The sequence below is a fragment of the Spongiactinospora rosea genome (assembly GCF_003315795.1).
Taxonomy (GTDB): domain Bacteria; phylum Actinomycetota; class Actinomycetes; order Streptosporangiales; family Streptosporangiaceae; genus Spongiactinospora; species Spongiactinospora rosea.
Genome location: NZ_QMEY01000002.1, coordinates 440476 through 454950, shown reverse-complemented (window position 1 = coordinate 454950; position 14475 = coordinate 440476). Strand labels below are relative to the sequence as shown.

Below are 14475 nucleotides of genomic sequence, written 5' to 3'. Positions count from 1 at the left end.
TTTGTGATGATGGGTCCTGGAGTGGAAGAGCCGTCGTTCTTCTCCCACCACACGTCCTCGTTTCTCGACCTGATGGAGCTGCATCGGGCCGAGCAGTTGCCCTGGAACCGCGTGGACGAAGCGGGCACCGAGCCCTTGGAGATCCCGCACGGCACGACCGTCCTGGCCGCCGCCTTCCCCGGCGGGGTGGTGATGGCGGGCGACCGCCGCGCCACGTCCGGCAACATGATCGTCAACCGCGAGCTGGAGAAGGTCGCGGTGGCCGACGAGTTCTCGCTGATCGCGTACGCGGGCGCGGTCGGCATCGCGGTGGAGCTGATCCGGTTGTTCCGCTTCGAGCTGCAGCACTACGAGAAGGTGCAGGGCCGCACCCTCTCCACGAGCGGCAAGGCCAACCGGCTGGCATCCATGGTCCGCGCCAACCTCCCCGCCGCCACCATGGGCATGGCCGCCCTGCCCCTGTACGCGGCCTACGACGAGGCCGAGGGCCGCGGCCGCATCTTCAGCTACGACGTCGGCGGCGGCCCGTTCGAGGAAGGCGACTTCCACGCCCTCGGCTCCGGCTCCGTCTTCGCCCGCGGCGCCCTGAAGAAGCTCTACCGCCCCGACCTCACCGAGTCCGAGCTGGCCAGAGCATGCGTCGAGGCGCTGTACGACGCCGCCGACGACGACACCGCCACCGGCGGCCCCGACACCATCCGGCACATCTACCCGGTCCTCACCGTCGCCACCGCCGAGGGCGCCCGCCGCTACACCGACGAAGAAGCCGCCGCTGTCGCCCGGACCGTCGTCGACGCCCGCCTGGCCAACCCCCTCGGCCCCACCGCCGGCTGACCGCTGATCCGCCGCCTGCGGCGCAGGGTCCTCAACTGGGCGGTGCGGGCCCACAGAATCGCGGTGAAGGCCACGCTCATCCATCCCGCGAGCGGCCATGGCAGTGGCCTTTCGCCGGTCAGCCACGCGCCCAGCATCCATAGGGCGAAATAGCACGCGCCGCCGATCGGCGCGGTCGAGAACGGGTGGCTTATCATCCGCCTGCGCACCCGACCGGCGAGGGCGACGCAAATCCCAATGATCTTCGATAAGCCGACCAGTATCGATTTTCCTCGCCTATGTTCCGGTGGTGTGGTCATATCACTGCGAGATAACGCAATTGATAGCTCCTTTTCCCGGTGACCCGTCTTAACGTTACGGCACCGCCAAGGGAGGAGACCGCCATGCCCCGAACCCCCCTGTCGATCGCGGGCGCGGTGCTCGCGGCCGGCGTACTCGCGTTCACCGCCGCCCCGGCCCCCGCCACGGCGCAGCCCGCGCCCGGTCTGATCGACGCACTGCGGCGGGACCTCGGCCTGAGCGCGGCGGAGGCGTCCGCCCGGGTGGTCAACGAGCAGCGGGCGAGGGAGATCGAGCCCGTGTTGCGCAGCGGCCTCGGGGACCGGTTCGGCGGCTCGTGGCTGAGCCCCGCCGGGACGCTGACAGTGGCCACGACCCACGCCACCGACGTACCCGCCATCACATCGCGCGGCGCGCAGGCCAAGGTGGTGGCCCGCCCGCTGGCCCGGCTCGACGCGATCAAGGCCGCGCTCGACGCCGCCGACGGCCGGGAGAAGGTCGCGGCCTGGTACGTGGACGTGGTGACCAACAGCGTCGTCGTACTCGCCGCCGACCCCGCCGCGGGCGAGGCGTTCGTAGGCGGCAGCGGCGTGGACGCCTCCGCCGTCCGCGTGGAGCGCAGCGCCGAGCGGCCCGCCCCGTACGCCGACATCCGCGGCGGCGACGAGATCTTCGTGGACGGCAAGGGCCGCTGCCTGGTCGGCTTCTCCGTACGCCAAGGCGCCAAGCAGGGCTTCGTCACCGCGGGCCACTGCGGCTCACCCGGCGCCCTGGTCCGTACCCGCCCGGGCGGCCCCGCGATCGGCAAGTTCGAGTCGGCGTCCTTCCCCCGCAACGACTACGCCTGGGCGTCCCTCTACCCCGGCTGGAACGCGATCGGCTACATCAAGGGCGGCCCCAACGGGCAGTCCCCCATCCGGGGCGCCACCCAGTCCTCCACCGGCGCGTCGGTGTGCAGCTACAGCCCGGTCAGCGGCTGGCGCTGCGGCGTGATCCAGCAGCTCAACACCAGCGTCACCTACCCCGAGGGCACCGTCACCGGCCTCACCCGCACCTCCGTGTGCAGCGAGCCCGGCTCATCCGGCGCCCCCTTCGTCTCCGGCGACCAGGCCCAGGGCGTGCTCTCCGGCGGCTCCGGCAACTGCTCCACCGGCGGCACCACCTACTTCCAGCCCATCAGGAGCGCCCTGGCCGCTTACCAGCTCACCCTGGTCACCGCCCCTCGCTGACCCAGGCGAGGTCGTCCACGGCGAGCCAGGTGTCCTCGGGCATGGTGGCCGGGGTCGTACCGGCGAAGGCGCGGACCTCGCGGTGGAGGTGGGACTGGTCGACGTACCCAGCGTCGGCCGCGACGTGCGCCGGGCGTTCGCCCGCGGCGAGCCGGTGGGCGGCGTGGTCGAAGCGGACCAGCTTGGCGGCGCGCTTGGGCGGCAGCCCGATCTGCGCGCGGAACCGGGACCACAGCCGCTTACGGCTCCAGCCCAGCTCGGCCGCCAGGTCCTCGATCCTGACCCAGCCGCGGCTGCCGACCGTGCGGTCCCAGGCCCAGGCGACCTCCGGGTCCACCCTGCGCCCTGCCTCGCACCGGCGAACGAGCACCGCCTCCAGCAGCGCGAACCGCTCCTCCCACGACCGGGCCTCGCCCAGCCGTTCCCGAAGCCGCGCCGCGTCCCGCCCCCACAGGTCCGCGAGTGGCACCATGTCATGCTCCAGATCGCCCAGCACGGCGTGCGCGACCAGCGGGGACAGGCGTACCTGCACGCACGCGGTGTTCTCCCCGCTCACCCGGACCGCGCCGGGCGCGAGCCCGACGGCGAGGGTCCCGCGGTGCCGCCGCCCGGCGGCGTCGTCCACGACGAGCGGCCCGTCACCGAACTCCACGGCCAGCGTGACCGCCGGATGCGGTACCACCCGCACCTCGAACGGCCCCGGCCCCCGATCGCGGAACCCGGCCATGACGACACCCGGCACCCGGCTGGGCCGGACCGGCCGCGCCACGTCCCACCCGGCCGCGGCGCCGCGTTCGCGCACGTTGGAGGGCATGCCCCCATGCTAGGAGCCGTTCACCGCGACGCGCACCGCATGAGTCCACGGGCGAACCGCTCCGGCTGCTCGTACATCGAGCGGTGCCCCGCCCCCGGGAGAATCGTGTGCTCCTTTCCCGGGACCGCGAGTTTCGCATACCAATCCGCCATCACCCGGATGCGCGCCGGTACATCCGCCGCCTTCGCCGGCTTCCTCGAAAACCGCGTTTCCTGACCGCCCCGGGCTGTCCGGAGGCCCGCGCGCATTCGCGCGCGGGCCTTGGAACTGCCATCAAACAGTGAACATCCAGTGGTGGAGCAGTACCGGCTTCGCCGTCTCGATCTCCTTCGCGTAGGCGTCGATTTTCCGACGGTTGCCGCCGGGCCACGACCTGGGGATCGCCGTGCCCCGTACCCGTCGTTGCCCGAAGCTGCCATGAGCCGGAGGGCAAAGCAATGTCACCGGTCCCGGATATCATCGAACGCGCTGGCCAAGGGCCTTTGCCGCACTTTCCGAACCGGATCCGGAACGGTTTCCCGCGAGCATCTGGGAGCCCACTCCGGTCTGCTAGGCCATGGCGGACAACCCCAAGAGCGGCGATCAGGGCACGGTGGCCCGCGACGGCGTCGTCGTGGACTCCGACACGCTTCCCGGCGGCGGCGACGCCGGGGGGCACCTGACGGCCGATCGGATCCTCGCGGAGTTCCTGTACCAGGGCGAGGCCCTGGCGTACTGCTGTGCCGCGGCGGGCCTGCGCCCGGCCGACGCGCGTGCCGTGTCCGGTCCGCCCGACCAGTGGCTGCGGCTACCGTAGCCCGATCACTCCCTGGCCCGGAACGCGCGCCGGTAGGCGCCGGGGGTCGTGCCCAGCGCGGTGTGGAAGCGTCTGCGCAGGTTGGTGGCCGAGGAGAGGCCGACGCGGCGGGCGATGGCGTCCAGCGGCAGGTCGGTGGACTCCAGCAGGTCCTGCGCGGTGGCGATCCGCTGGGCGAGCAGCCACTGCCCGGGGCTGGTGCCGAGCTGTTCGGCGAAGCGCCGGGCGAGCGTGCGCGCCGAAAGCCCCACGTACGCGGCCATGGCCTCGACGCTCACCTGCTCGCCCAGCCGCCCGGTGATCCACTCCAGCAGCGGCGCGAGCGTGCCGTCGATCTGCCCGGGGTGCGGCGGCGGCACGTACTGCGACTGTCCGCCCTCGCGGTGCGGCGGCATGACCATGGTCCGCGCGATGTGCGCCGCGTACCGCGCCCCCTGGTCCCTGCGCACCAGATGGATGCACAGGTCGATGCCCGCCCCGGCCCCGGCGCTGGTGGCGAGGTCGCCGTGGTCCACGTACAGCACGTCGGGGTCCACCTGGACGTACGGGAAACGCGCGGCCAGCTCGTCCGTCAGCGCCCAGTGCGTGGTCGCCCGCCGCCCGTCCAGCAGCCCGGCGTACGCCAGCGCGAACGCCCCGGAACAGATGCTCACCACCCGCGCCCCGCGCGCATGCGCACGGCGCAACGCCCCGGCCACCGCAGGGGAGGGCGCCTCGTCCGTGGGCAGCCAGCCCGGAACGATCACGGTGTCGGCCCGGTCGAGTGCGTCCAGCCCGTCCGTCACCAGCATGTCGTACCCGGCTCGCGTCGAGACCGCCCCGGGCCGCTCGGCGCACACCCCGAAGGCGTACCGCGTCACCAGCCCCGGCCGCTCGACCCCGAACACCTGCGCCGCGAACGCGAGCTCGAACGTCGACTGCGCCGGGCGCACGAGCGCGGTCACACGATGCATGGCAGGAAAGTACCGCACGACGTCATTCCAGACACTCGGCCCGCCCGCCCCGGCCCGCCACGCTGGTCCCATGACGACACCCGACTTCCCCGGCTACGCCTGGTCCACCGCCTCCGACGCCCCCGCCCGCGAACTCTTCCCGGGCATCCGCGTCCACACCCTGTGGAAAGGCGACAACGGCGCCCACGCCCACATCCTGCAAATGGACCCGAACACCCACTGGCAGGGAGCCGACGTCCACGAGCCGGGCCCCGAGGAGGTCTTCGTCCTCTCCGGCACCTTCAACGACGGCACCCGCGACTACCCCGCCGGCACCTTCATCCACGCCCCGGCCGGCTCCTCCCACATCCCCCAGACCACCACCGGCTGCACCCTCTTCCTCTTCTACCCCGAAGGCTGACCCCTGACGGTATGACCGCATACCGTATCGAGTCATATTCATGCCGTGACGGCTTCGGGTGTTTAGAGTGAGCCTTCTCCAGGCCGTGATGGAGGGGTGCTCGGATGGACCCGATGATCGTGGCGGTCGCGACGGCGCTGGTCGGCGCGATGGCCGGCGATGCCTGGACACAGGTGCGCGCGGCGATGGTCGCCTGGGTCCGCGACCGCCGTCCCGACCGGGCCGAAGCCGTGGCGAGTGACCTGGACGCCACCAGAGACCGGCTCAGCCGCCACCACGACACCCATCACGAGCGGGAACTCGAAGAATTGTGGCGGGCCAGGCTGGGACACCTGCTCGACGCCGACCCGGGCCTCGCCCCCGCACTCCACCGCCTCCTGCCCGCCATACTCGCCGGTACGCCCGCGCCGCCGCCCCCGCACCCCGCCCTGCGCACACTGCCGCGTGACGTGGCCGCCTTCACCGGCCGCGCCGCCGAACAGCGCCGCCTGCTCGAAGCGGTGCCGGTGTCGCGGCGCACCGGCGGCGTGGCCGTCCACACGATCGACGGCATGCCCGGCGTGGGCAAGACCGCCCTGGCCGTCCGGGTGGCGCACCTGCTCGCCGGCGCCCATCCCGACGGGCAGGTGTTCGTCGAGCTGCACGCGCACACCCCTGGCATGCGCCCGGCCGACCCGGGCGAGGTGCTGGGCAGGCTGCTGGCCTCCACCGGCATGGTCGCCTCCGAGATCCCCGACGCCCCGGAGGAGCGGGCCGCGCGGTGGCGTTCCTGGCTGGCCGGCCGGAAGGTGCTGCTGGTACTGGACGACGCGGCCGACTCCGCCCAGGTCGAGCCGTTGCTGCCCGGTACGGCGGGCTGCACGGTACTGATCACCAGCCGCCCCCGCCTGGTCGCCCTGGACGGCACCGACTCCCTGAGCCTGGACACCCTGCCACCCGACCAGGCCGCCGAGCTGTTCACCCGGCTGGCCCGCCGTGGCACCCCCACCGGCACCGGCGCACAGGCCGTCGCCCGGCTCGTGGCCCTGTGCGGGCATCTGCCGCTGGCCATCGCCCTGCTGGCCGGTCGCCTCGCGCACCACCCGGCCCGGCCGCTGCCCATGTTCGCCGCCGCTCTGGCCGCCGCGAAGGACCGGCTGGGCGAACTGGCCGCGGGCGAGCGCGCGGTACGCGCGGCGTTCGACATGTCCTACCGGCACCTGCCACCGTCCCGGCGGCGCCTGTTCCGCTGTCTGGGCACGCACCTGGGCGGCGACATCGACGCGTGCGCCGCCGCCGCACTGGCCGGGATCCCGGTGGCCGAGGCCCGCGCCGGACTGGACGCGCTCTACCTCGCCCACCTCGTCGACGAGCCCGCCCCCGGCCGCTACCGCCCGCACGACCTGTTACGCGCCTACGCCCAGAGCCTGGCCGACGCGGACGACTCCCTCGACCCGCCCGCCGCCCTGGACCGGCTGCTGGACTACTACCTGTACGCCGCCCGCGTCGCCGACCGGCGGCTCAGCCTGGGGCGCTCGGTGGGCGTGCCCGAGGTGGTCCGTGTCGTACCGCGGTCGGTGCCGGACATGTCCACCTGGGGGAAGGCCGTCCTGTGGATGGAGGCCGAACGCGCCAACCTGCACGCGGCGGTCGTCCACGCCGCCCGCCACGACAGGCCCGGACACGCCGTGGCGATCCCTCCGGCGATGCTGGGATTCCTGCGGGTGCGCGGTCACTGGCACGAAGCCCTCGAACTCCACGAGATCGCGTTACGTTCGGCGCACCGGGCGGGTGGCCCGCTCGCGGAGGCGGGCGTGCGCAACTGCCTCGGCATATTACGCAACTGGATGGACGATCCCACGGCGGCCATCGCCCATCTGGATCGGGCGCTCGCGCTGTACCGCGCGCACGGCGAGCCCAGCGGCGAGGCGAACGCGCTCAGAAATTTGGGGGCCGGCAGGCTCAAGGCCGGCGCGTACGCGGCGGCCATCGACGTACTGACCAGGGCGCTGCACCTGTACCGGAGCCTGGGCGACCGCTTCGGCGAGGCCGACGCCCTCATGATCCTTGGCATGGCCCGGCATTACGCCGGGGAGCACCGCACGGCCACGGATCACCTGACCCGGTCCATGGACCTGCACGGCGCGCTCGGCAACCGCCTCCGCGAGGCCAGCGCCCTGCACAACCTCGGCTTCGTCCAACGGACGACCGGGGACCACCGCGCCGCGATGGCGAGCCTGGTCCGGGCGGTGACCGTGTACCGCGCTCTCGGCGATCCGCTCGGCGAGGCCAACGCCATGGAGGAGATCGCCATCCTGCAACGGGAGGCCGGCCGTGACGCCACGGCCACCGACAGCCTGCTGCGCGCCCTCGCGCTCTACCAGGAGATCGGCCATCCGAGCGCCCGGCGTATCGAACAACTGCTCGCGGCGCGGCGCTGAGCGGGGCGTGTCCGGGATTGGTACGGCGGTCTGGGGGTACTCCGCGCGAACATGAGGCAGCTCGTGGGGATGGCGGCGAAAGGGGCGCTGGGCGGGCTGCTCGCTACGGGGGCGATGAGCGTCCTGATGCTGGCGGGCAGCCGGGCCGGGCTGATGGAGGACCAGCCGCCCAAGCGGATAGCGCGCGCCGCGATGGCGGGCGACCGGCATTCCCCCAAGCGGGGGGAGCGGGTCGTCGGCATGTTCGCGCACGCCGGCTTCGGCGCGGCCTCCGGCGCGGTGTACGCGGTCTGCTGCCGTGGACGCCCCACCCCGGCCCTGCCCGCCCTCGCGTACGCCCTCGGCATCTGGTTCGTCAGCTACGAGGGCTGGGTACCGAAACTCGGCATCCTCCCCCCGATCTCCGGCGACCGCCCGGGCCGCCCGGCGGTGATGGCGGTCGGCCACATCGTCTACGGCCTGGTGCTGGCCCGCTTCCTGAACCGCCTCAACCGCGCACAGGGCGGTAGCGGCTGACAGAGTGGCCGGGTGGAGATCTTCCGTGACTTCGTGTGGCGGTACGCCGCCGGGAGGTCGTTTCCCGAAGAGGTGCCCGCCGTCGCGGCCGAGGCATTGGCCCGGGGCGTCGATTCGCCGTCGTTGCGGGAACTGGCCGGGCTGAACCGGCGCTCGGATTCGGCGGAGATAGGTGAGCTGTACCGGGCCTCGCTCGCGGAATTGGGCATCGAGGCGCCCGGCGAGCGGGAAGCGGTCCGGTGGCTGCTGCGTGGGCTGGCGGAAGGGCTGGCCGACGGCGGAACGGCAATTGCCGAGGTCGGGCGCGAAGTGCCGCCGGGGGAGGTCTGGATGACGCGGCGAGAGTACGAATTCGCTGCTCTGGCCTATTACCGCGAGGAATTGGACGATGGTCCGCGGTATGAGCGCGACCTTCACGACGCGGCTCGGGCACTACTCGACGAGACCGGGTTTGGGCAACATTTGCCGCCGGGCGGAGGTGGGGGGCGGGGGAAACACGGTAGGGAATGGGGGAGGGGAAGGGAGTTCGTGATGGCCCAGCGACATGAGATCAGGTCGACCGAGGAGCACGAGAATCATCCGGGGGAGACCCTTGTCACCACCGACCATGACGTGATCGGCAACTGGGCGAGGGAACGCGGCGCGGAGCCTGCGACGGTGCCCGGGACCGAGCATGACGGGCGGCCGGGTGTGCTGCGGCTGGACTTTCCCGGGTACGGCGGGCAGCGGCTCAAGCACCTGGACTGGGACGAGTGGTTCCGGACCTTCGACGAGCGCGGCCTGCGCTTCATCTACCAGGAGCATCTCAAGGACGGCAAGCCCAGCAACTTCTTCCGGCTGGAGAACCCCCACGAATAGGCATCCGCGCATCGCGGTCGGCGGACGGCGGAGCGGTCGTAGGGTTACCGCTATGCCCGAACGCACTCAGCGCACCGCGTCCCAGCGGGTGCGGGAACCGGCCGCTCCGCGGCTCGCCGACCCGCTCACCGCCGCCCGGCTGCCCGAACACGATCTGGAGGACGACGGCGGCTACCGGTCGCTGGAGTTCCGGAATCTGGACCTGTCGGCCCGGCGGGTGGAGGGGGCCGACTTCGAGGGGTGCAGGTTCGTCGGCGCGAAGCTGGCGGGGGTGCGGATGCGGCAGGGCGGGTTCAGTGATGTGGAACTGCTCCAGTGCGACGTCTCGAACCTGAAGGCCGGTGTGTCCGGCATGCACCGGACCCTCGTGCGGGGCAGCCGCCTGACCGGTACGGCCTGGACCGAGAGCACGTTTCGCGACGTGGTGTTCGACACCTGCCGGGCGGAGCTGGCCGGGTTCAGGTTCTCGACCTTCAAGAACGTCGTATTCCGTGACTGCACGCTGACCGAGGCCGATTTCCAGAACGCCGAGCTGGCCCACGTACGTTTCGAGGGGTGCGATCTGAGCGGGGCGGAGTTCTCCAACGCGCGGATGAACCAGACGCGGTTCAGCGACTGCGTCCTGCTCGGGATCCGGGGCGTGAGCAGCTTCAGGGGCGCGACCATCGGCGGCCGGGACGCCCAGGGCCTCGTGTACGCCCTGGCGGGTGCGATGGGGATCACCATCGAGGACTGACCTGGTTCAGTCGTTCGTGTCCGCCAGGGGGTAGGTGCGCACGGTCACCCGGTCCACGCCGAGCTGTGCCGGGTACAGTTCTTTGATCTGCTGCTCGCTCATCGCGGCGAACTGCGCCGTTTCCATATAGGTGTTGACGGTGGAAACGGCCAGCAGCTCCCGCATCTTGGGGCCGGGTTCCTTCTTCTGCTGGAATTCGACGCCTTCCGAGCCGAGGAACCAGCCGGCCCAGCTGTCCGGCAGATCGCGCTTGCCGTCGGCCGGGTACCACGGGCACGCGTCGTTCAGCCCCCATCCGTAGGTTTTGTAGCCGGACGGGTTGCCCTGATAGAGGAACTGATACACGTAGCTGTTGGACGTCGCGCCGGAGATGAAAATCTCCGTTCGCGCGTTGTCGCCGAGCCCGACGCCCGGGAACGGGGTCTTGTTCAGTGTTATCGTGCTCGGCGGCGAGGTCCTTGTCGTGAAGGTGGGCTGGAAGTCCTGGTCGCAGGAGGTCACGGAGTAGGCGAGCACCACGTCCAGCTCATCGGAGATGATGTGCGCCCAGTAGCCCCGTCCGGCGAAAGTGCTCTGGGTGAGCTTGCGCTTCGACTCCGGGACGGTGTTCCGGAACACCGGGTCGCCGAGCCGCTTCTTGAACATCTCCATGCTGAAGCCCGCCTGTAGCCCGGTGAGCTTGGCGTACTCGCTCTCCCGCCAGTTGAAGGTCTCCGTGTACCACTCGCGGATGCCGGCGACCGATGAGCCGATCGTGATCACCGATGACAGGAGGAGGGCGGCGAAGACCAGGACGACGACGAGAAGATTGCGTTTTGTCCAGGATTCGAATCGGCTGCCGATGGACGGTGGCTCTTCTGGCTCTGATGTCCCGGACAATGGCGGCATGGAGGTCCTTCGTGCGGCGCGTTATCGAGATACGTCACCCGGTATCGTGCCGCGCGCGGTGAGCGGGCGCAGCGTAATGCCAAAAGCGATGTCATGTGCGGCGGCCTGGGCGGGTATGCGGATATTCGGCGACCCTGACGACCCTATCGAAGGGACCTGTCGCGGGCGATCGATAGGTGCATTCTGCTCACGCCCTATGGGATGCGGATTTATCCGGCGGAATTGCCTTGGGTGAACCACTGAGGAGCGCCATGAGGCACCGTCAGGTCGTCCTTCTGTTGCTCGACCTCGCCCTGATCGTCGTCGTGGGCCGCGCACGCCGGGCGGTGTCGGCATGGCGATGGGTGCGGCCCGGGTCGCCGCTACGGCTTGAAGGGATAGTTAGAGGGTGTAGCGAACCCTATTGACTCCCCCTAGCAGGTTCCGTTATAACTTCTAACGAACGCATGAGCCTCTAGGGCATGCGCTCAGGCATCCGGAAGGGCCTGCCGAAGGGGACGCCATGACCGTCACGACCACACCTCTCACCCCCGTGAGCCGGGGCACTCCGCGCGCGGTGACGATCGCCTCCTGGGCGGTCCCCGTGATGATCGTCGGGCAGTTCGCGATGCTGGCGAGCATCCCGGTCGCGATCACACTGGTCGGCGCGCTCGCCTATGTCCGCGACCGGGCGGTCCGGCCGGCGGCCGTGCTGCTCGCCGCGACGTACGCGATCCCGCTCACCATCTGGCTGACCCGGCCCGACGGTGCGCCCAGCCTGTCCAAGGACATGCACCCCGGCTTCGCGGCCCTGATCGTCGCCGCGTCCGCCGCCCTCATCGTCACCGTTCACCACTCCGGCCGCCGCTGACTCCGGCGCCGGCCCGTACCAGGAAGGAAACCCTCATGTTCAGCGCTGCCCGATCGACCTCCTCCGCCCGGCGGCCCCGGACCGCCGCGGCCCTCACGATCTCCCTCGCCACCGTCGCGGGCCTGCTCGCGACCGGCGTCCCGGCCGCCCAGGCCGCCCAGGTCGCTCAGGCCGCTCAGGCCGATGGCCATGGCCTCCGGTGCCGCGGGGAGGGCGTCGATCCCGCCGCCCGCATCCGGTACCGCGCCGACATCGTGATCAAGGCGCCCCTGAGCACGGTCTTCGACCTGCAGACCGACGTGGAACGCTGGCCCGTCTGGCAGCCCCCCGTGCTCAGCGCGAAACGCCTGGACCCGGGCCCGCTGCGGGCGGGTTCGCGGTTCCGCTGGACCACCCCGGCCCCGGCCACCGCCACCACCCCCGCCACCACGCTGCACATCACCTCCACCGTGCGGCGGCTCAAGCGCGACGCCTGCATCCTGTGGAGCGGCCCGGCGGTCGGCGAGGGTGTGCGCATCGACCAGGGCGTCCACGTGTGGACGTTCACCCAGGTCAAGGGGGGTGTGCGGGTGCGTACCGAGGAGACCTGGACCGGCGGCCAGGTCGAGGCGGATGTACCCACCGCCACCAAGATCCTCGGCATGGGCCTCGAAGCCTGGCTGCACGACCTGAAGACCACCGCCGAAGCCCACACCGCCGCCCCTCACGCCCAACCCGCCACCTGACCGCCATCATTGCTCCATGAGCTACGACCTCGCCGTACTCGCCATGGGCGGCACCGCCGATGCCGAGGCGGCTCGTCAGATGTTCGCTCGCTGTGGGCCGGCCCACCATGTGGAAGGCGAACCGGACGAGCGGATCGTCGCTTTCTATGCGGAGTTGCGGTCGTACTTCCCCGACTACCCGCCCGATGACCTGGACGGCCCGCGCGTGCTGGACATCGTGCTGGTGCCGGATGGGTGACCGCCCCCGCGCCGGCCGTTCGGGCGGCGCGGGGTGGTGGGGCGGGGAAGCCGAGTGGGGCGAGCCTAGCCGGTGGGGCCGACAGAATTCGCTCAGCAGATGACGTAGTCCCGGCGGGTGCTGTCGTAGCTGCAGGAGTCGAGCCGTCTGCCGGTGTTGTTGCGCAGGGTCGCGGTGTCGGCGTCGTTGTTCCACACGTACTGCTTGCGGCCCCAGTAGTGGGTGGACGTGCCGCTCCGGCCGCTTCCGGTGCGGAGGGTGATCGTCTTTCCGGGCTTGATCACCGTGCCCGCCGGGAACCGGTACTTGTAGCCGGTCTCGTCGTGGACGATCCAGCCGCCGATCCGCTGCGTGCTCCGGGTCACGTTCTTGATGACCACGTACTCGCCGTTCAGGCTGCTGTTGGAACGGCGGTCCACCCCCGGCGAGTCGTAGTACACCTTCACGACCTGGACCGCGGAGACGTCGGCGGCCTGCGCGGGGAGCGCGATCAGGGGGAGTGCGACGGCGGCGGTGCCTAACACGCCGGCCGCGGCGCGGGAGAGACGCATCTGGATCTCCTGTGCATACAGGGGCTATGACGGAGAGAAGACGCGGCATCCCGACATGTCGTTTACGGGGGGAACGACCTGATCGGCGGCCCGGTGAACCTTTCACCGGGCCGCCGCGGGAGGTCTCCGGCGTCGCCGTCACGCAAGCCAAGAACGATTACCCATGAGGTCGGCAATCGGGAAATCGAATTGTCAAGCGATTCGGCGACCTGACCGGCGGGCTGACCCACCTATGAAGAACAAGGCGGCTTCCCGAAAGCCGCCTTGACCGTCAGGGCTTGGGGGCGGGCGCGTTGCTGCCGTAGCCGTATTCGGAGACGACGTTCTTGCCGGTGTCCTTCAGCCGGGCGGTGTCGCCCTTGTCATTCCAGATGGGACGCTTGCTGCCGTAGACGAAGCCGCCCCATTCGGGATGGACCTCGTTGGTGTAGATACGGATGCGCTGCCCCGGCTGCAGCACGGTGCCGGGCGGGAAGACGAAGTCCTGGCCGGCGTCGTCGGCGCCGAGCGTCCAGCCGGAGATGTTGGCGGCCACGGTGCCCCGGTTGACGATCTCGACGTACTCGTCCGCCTGGGTGTACTTCACCTCGCCCTTGTTGCGGACCGTCGTGATGTGCACGTCGGGCCGCCCGGCGCGGGCGAAGATGGCCACCACGTCGGCGCTGTTGGCGCCGTTCTCCTGGCTGATGAACTGCCGGACCACCTGCCCGCCCTGCTTGAATCCGCTGATCACCACGCCGTACTGCTCACCGTCGATGGTCACCGTCTGCGGGGAGACGAACGTCGGCAGGTCCACGATGTCGTCGGGGGCCGGGCCGGTGTTCGGCGTCTCGTTGTGGTGGAAACGGAAGGTGAAGTCGGCTTCGGTGCCGTCCTCGAAGGCCACCCGCACCGCCAGGTCAACGTCGAACTGCGGCTGTGGCATCGCCTGGATCGGGAAGTTCTCGTGGGTGAAGGTGCCCAGCGTGAATTCGGTGCCGTCGGTGCGCACCTGGACGCCGCCGCCCTGGAAGACGTAGCCGCTCTTGCCGCCGCCCGCCGGAATGCCCCAGGTGACGTGCGCGGTGCCCAATCCGTCGAGGTTGGGCGGGGTGGTGCTGATGGACGGCCAAGAACCAGAAGTGGTCGCGGTGCTCATCGTACCTCCTGCGTCAGTGATGAGTGCATCAGAAAAGAATGGAGGTGCTTGTCTTGATATTGGTTACACGATGATCAGGGTGGCCTGTCAAGTGGATGTCCGCGGCTTGACAAATACGGCCGGAAATTGTCTGGGCGACGTCTCCGCATCGGGGAAATCCCTTGATCAGGTGAGATCCGGCAAGTTCTGAAACTTATTCACATGCCGCTCTTCTGCGGGGTGATAAATCGGATCTATTGCACATATTGGA

The 14475-nt window shown here is 70.5% G+C and carries 16 protein-coding genes; 11 read left to right on the top strand and 5 right to left on the bottom strand.

The window, feature by feature from the left end:
* Positions 1–6 precede the first annotated feature (6 nt).
* Positions 7–834 carry a proteasome subunit beta gene (gene prcB / locus DP939_RS07345; RefSeq protein ID WP_199565002.1) on the top strand — a complete coding sequence of 276 codons (828 nt, stop codon included), beginning with the start codon at positions 7–9 and terminating at the stop codon, positions 832–834.
* A 383-nt stretch (positions 835–1217) separates the two neighbouring features.
* A complete protein-coding gene (locus tag DP939_RS07340; RefSeq protein ID WP_113979830.1) occupies positions 1218–2342 on the top strand; it encodes a S1 family peptidase in 1125 nt (374 codons plus the stop codon).
* On the opposite strand, the gene DP939_RS07335 is transcribed toward DP939_RS07340, so the two are convergent.
* Positions 2326–3156, bottom strand: a complete 831-nt coding sequence (locus DP939_RS07335; protein ID WP_113979829.1) for a helix-turn-helix domain-containing protein — start codon at positions 3154–3156, stop codon at positions 2326–2328. The genes DP939_RS07340 and DP939_RS07335 overlap by 17 nt on opposite strands.
* Positions 3157–3712: 556 nt before the next feature.
* Here DP939_RS07335 and DP939_RS07325 point away from each other — a divergent pair.
* Positions 3713–3952: a hypothetical protein gene (locus tag DP939_RS07325; protein ID WP_113979827.1), complete on the top strand. Its 240-nt coding sequence runs from the start codon at positions 3713–3715 to the stop codon at positions 3950–3952.
* A gap of 5 nt (positions 3953–3957) precedes the next feature.
* Here the strand turns inward: DP939_RS07325 and DP939_RS07320 are convergent, their stop codons facing one another.
* Positions 3958–4905, bottom strand: a complete 948-nt coding sequence (locus DP939_RS07320) for a helix-turn-helix domain-containing protein (protein WP_113979826.1) — start codon at positions 4903–4905, stop codon at positions 3958–3960.
* A 70-nt stretch (positions 4906–4975) separates the two neighbouring features.
* Between DP939_RS07320 and DP939_RS07315 the strand changes: the two genes are divergently transcribed.
* From DP939_RS07315 to DP939_RS07295, 5 genes are all read left to right on the top strand, one after another.
* Positions 4976–5305, top strand: a complete 330-nt coding sequence (locus DP939_RS07315) for a cupin domain-containing protein (RefSeq protein WP_113979825.1) — start codon at positions 4976–4978, stop codon at positions 5303–5305.
* A 104-nt stretch (positions 5306–5409) separates the two neighbouring features.
* Positions 5410–7725, top strand: coding sequence for an ATP-binding protein (locus DP939_RS07310; protein ID WP_113979824.1), 2316 nt, complete (start codon positions 5410–5412; stop codon positions 7723–7725).
* A 51-nt stretch (positions 7726–7776) separates the two neighbouring features.
* Positions 7777–8241, top strand: a complete 465-nt coding sequence (locus tag DP939_RS07305) for a DUF6789 family protein (RefSeq protein WP_225878090.1) — start codon at positions 7777–7779, stop codon at positions 8239–8241.
* Between the two features lie 12 nt (positions 8242–8253).
* Positions 8254–9099 carry a hypothetical protein gene (locus DP939_RS47650; protein WP_225878089.1) on the top strand — a complete coding sequence of 282 codons (846 nt, stop codon included), beginning with the start codon at positions 8254–8256 and terminating at the stop codon, positions 9097–9099.
* A gap of 52 nt (positions 9100–9151) precedes the next feature.
* Positions 9152–9835 (top strand): pentapeptide repeat-containing protein, encoded by a 684-nt coding sequence (locus DP939_RS07295; protein ID WP_113979822.1) that lies wholly within the window; start codon positions 9152–9154, stop codon positions 9833–9835.
* A gap of 6 nt (positions 9836–9841) precedes the next feature.
* Here the strand turns inward: DP939_RS07295 and DP939_RS07290 are convergent, their stop codons facing one another.
* Positions 9842–10723 carry an ETEC_3214 domain-containing protein gene (locus tag DP939_RS07290; RefSeq protein ID WP_147267910.1) on the bottom strand — a complete coding sequence of 294 codons (882 nt, stop codon included), beginning with the start codon at positions 10721–10723 and terminating at the stop codon, positions 9842–9844.
* Between the two features lie 502 nt (positions 10724–11225).
* On the opposite strand from DP939_RS07290, the gene DP939_RS07285 reads away from it, so the two are divergent.
* Genes DP939_RS07285 through DP939_RS07275 form a run of 3 tightly spaced genes read left to right on the top strand, consistent with a single transcriptional unit; the run spans position 11226 to position 12536 of the window.
* A complete protein-coding gene (locus DP939_RS07285) occupies positions 11226–11573 on the top strand; it encodes a hypothetical protein (RefSeq protein WP_113979820.1) in 348 nt (115 codons plus the stop codon).
* A 35-nt stretch (positions 11574–11608) separates the two neighbouring features.
* Positions 11609–12298, top strand: coding sequence for an SRPBCC family protein (locus DP939_RS07280; protein ID WP_113979819.1), 690 nt, complete (start codon positions 11609–11611; stop codon positions 12296–12298).
* Positions 12299–12314: 16 nt separating this feature from the next.
* Positions 12315–12536, top strand: a complete 222-nt coding sequence (locus tag DP939_RS07275; RefSeq protein WP_113979818.1) for a hypothetical protein — start codon at positions 12315–12317, stop codon at positions 12534–12536.
* 92 nt (positions 12537–12628) lie between these two features.
* Here DP939_RS07275 and DP939_RS07270 read toward each other — a convergent pair whose 3' ends face one another.
* Both DP939_RS07270 and DP939_RS07265 read right to left on the bottom strand, forming a co-directional pair.
* Positions 12629–13087: a lamin tail domain-containing protein gene (locus DP939_RS07270; protein WP_113979817.1), complete on the bottom strand. Its 459-nt coding sequence runs from the start codon at positions 13085–13087 to the stop codon at positions 12629–12631.
* A 271-nt stretch (positions 13088–13358) separates the two neighbouring features.
* Positions 13359–14225 (bottom strand): lamin tail domain-containing protein, encoded by an 867-nt coding sequence (locus DP939_RS07265; protein WP_113979816.1) that lies wholly within the window; start codon positions 14223–14225, stop codon positions 13359–13361.
* Positions 14226–14475: the final 250 nt, after the last annotated feature.

Bases quoted from the DNA above. Each gene is read 5' to 3' on its own strand.
- prcB (WP_199565002.1), top strand. From the start codon at position 7: ATGATGGGTCCTGGAGTGGAAGAGCCGTCGTTCTTCTCCCACCACACG.
- DP939_RS07340 (WP_113979830.1), top strand. From the start codon at position 1,218: ATGCCCCGAACCCCCCTGTCGATCGCGGGCGCGGTGCTCGCGGCCGGC.
- DP939_RS07335 (WP_113979829.1), bottom strand. From the start codon at position 3,156: ATGCCCTCCAACGTGCGCGAACGCGGCGCCGCGGCCGGGTGGGACGTG.
- DP939_RS07325 (WP_113979827.1), top strand. From the start codon at position 3,713: ATGGCGGACAACCCCAAGAGCGGCGATCAGGGCACGGTGGCCCGCGAC.
- DP939_RS07320 (WP_113979826.1), bottom strand. From the start codon at position 4,905: ATGCATCGTGTGACCGCGCTCGTGCGCCCGGCGCAGTCGACGTTCGAG.
- DP939_RS07315 (WP_113979825.1), top strand. From the start codon at position 4,976: ATGACGACACCCGACTTCCCCGGCTACGCCTGGTCCACCGCCTCCGAC.
- DP939_RS07310 (WP_113979824.1), top strand. From the start codon at position 5,410: ATGGACCCGATGATCGTGGCGGTCGCGACGGCGCTGGTCGGCGCGATG.
- DP939_RS07305 (WP_225878090.1), top strand. From the start codon at position 7,777: ATGAGGCAGCTCGTGGGGATGGCGGCGAAAGGGGCGCTGGGCGGGCTG.
- DP939_RS07295 (WP_113979822.1), top strand. From the start codon at position 9,152: ATGCCCGAACGCACTCAGCGCACCGCGTCCCAGCGGGTGCGGGAACCG.
- DP939_RS07290 (WP_147267910.1), bottom strand. From the start codon at position 10,723: ATGCCGCCATTGTCCGGGACATCAGAGCCAGAAGAGCCACCGTCCATC.
- DP939_RS07285 (WP_113979820.1), top strand. From the start codon at position 11,226: ATGACCGTCACGACCACACCTCTCACCCCCGTGAGCCGGGGCACTCCG.
- DP939_RS07280 (WP_113979819.1), top strand. From the start codon at position 11,609: ATGTTCAGCGCTGCCCGATCGACCTCCTCCGCCCGGCGGCCCCGGACC.
- DP939_RS07275 (WP_113979818.1), top strand. From the start codon at position 12,315: ATGAGCTACGACCTCGCCGTACTCGCCATGGGCGGCACCGCCGATGCC.
- DP939_RS07270 (WP_113979817.1), bottom strand. From the start codon at position 13,087: ATGCGTCTCTCCCGCGCCGCGGCCGGCGTGTTAGGCACCGCCGCCGTC.
- DP939_RS07265 (WP_113979816.1), bottom strand. From the start codon at position 14,225: ATGAGCACCGCGACCACTTCTGGTTCTTGGCCGTCCATCAGCACCACC.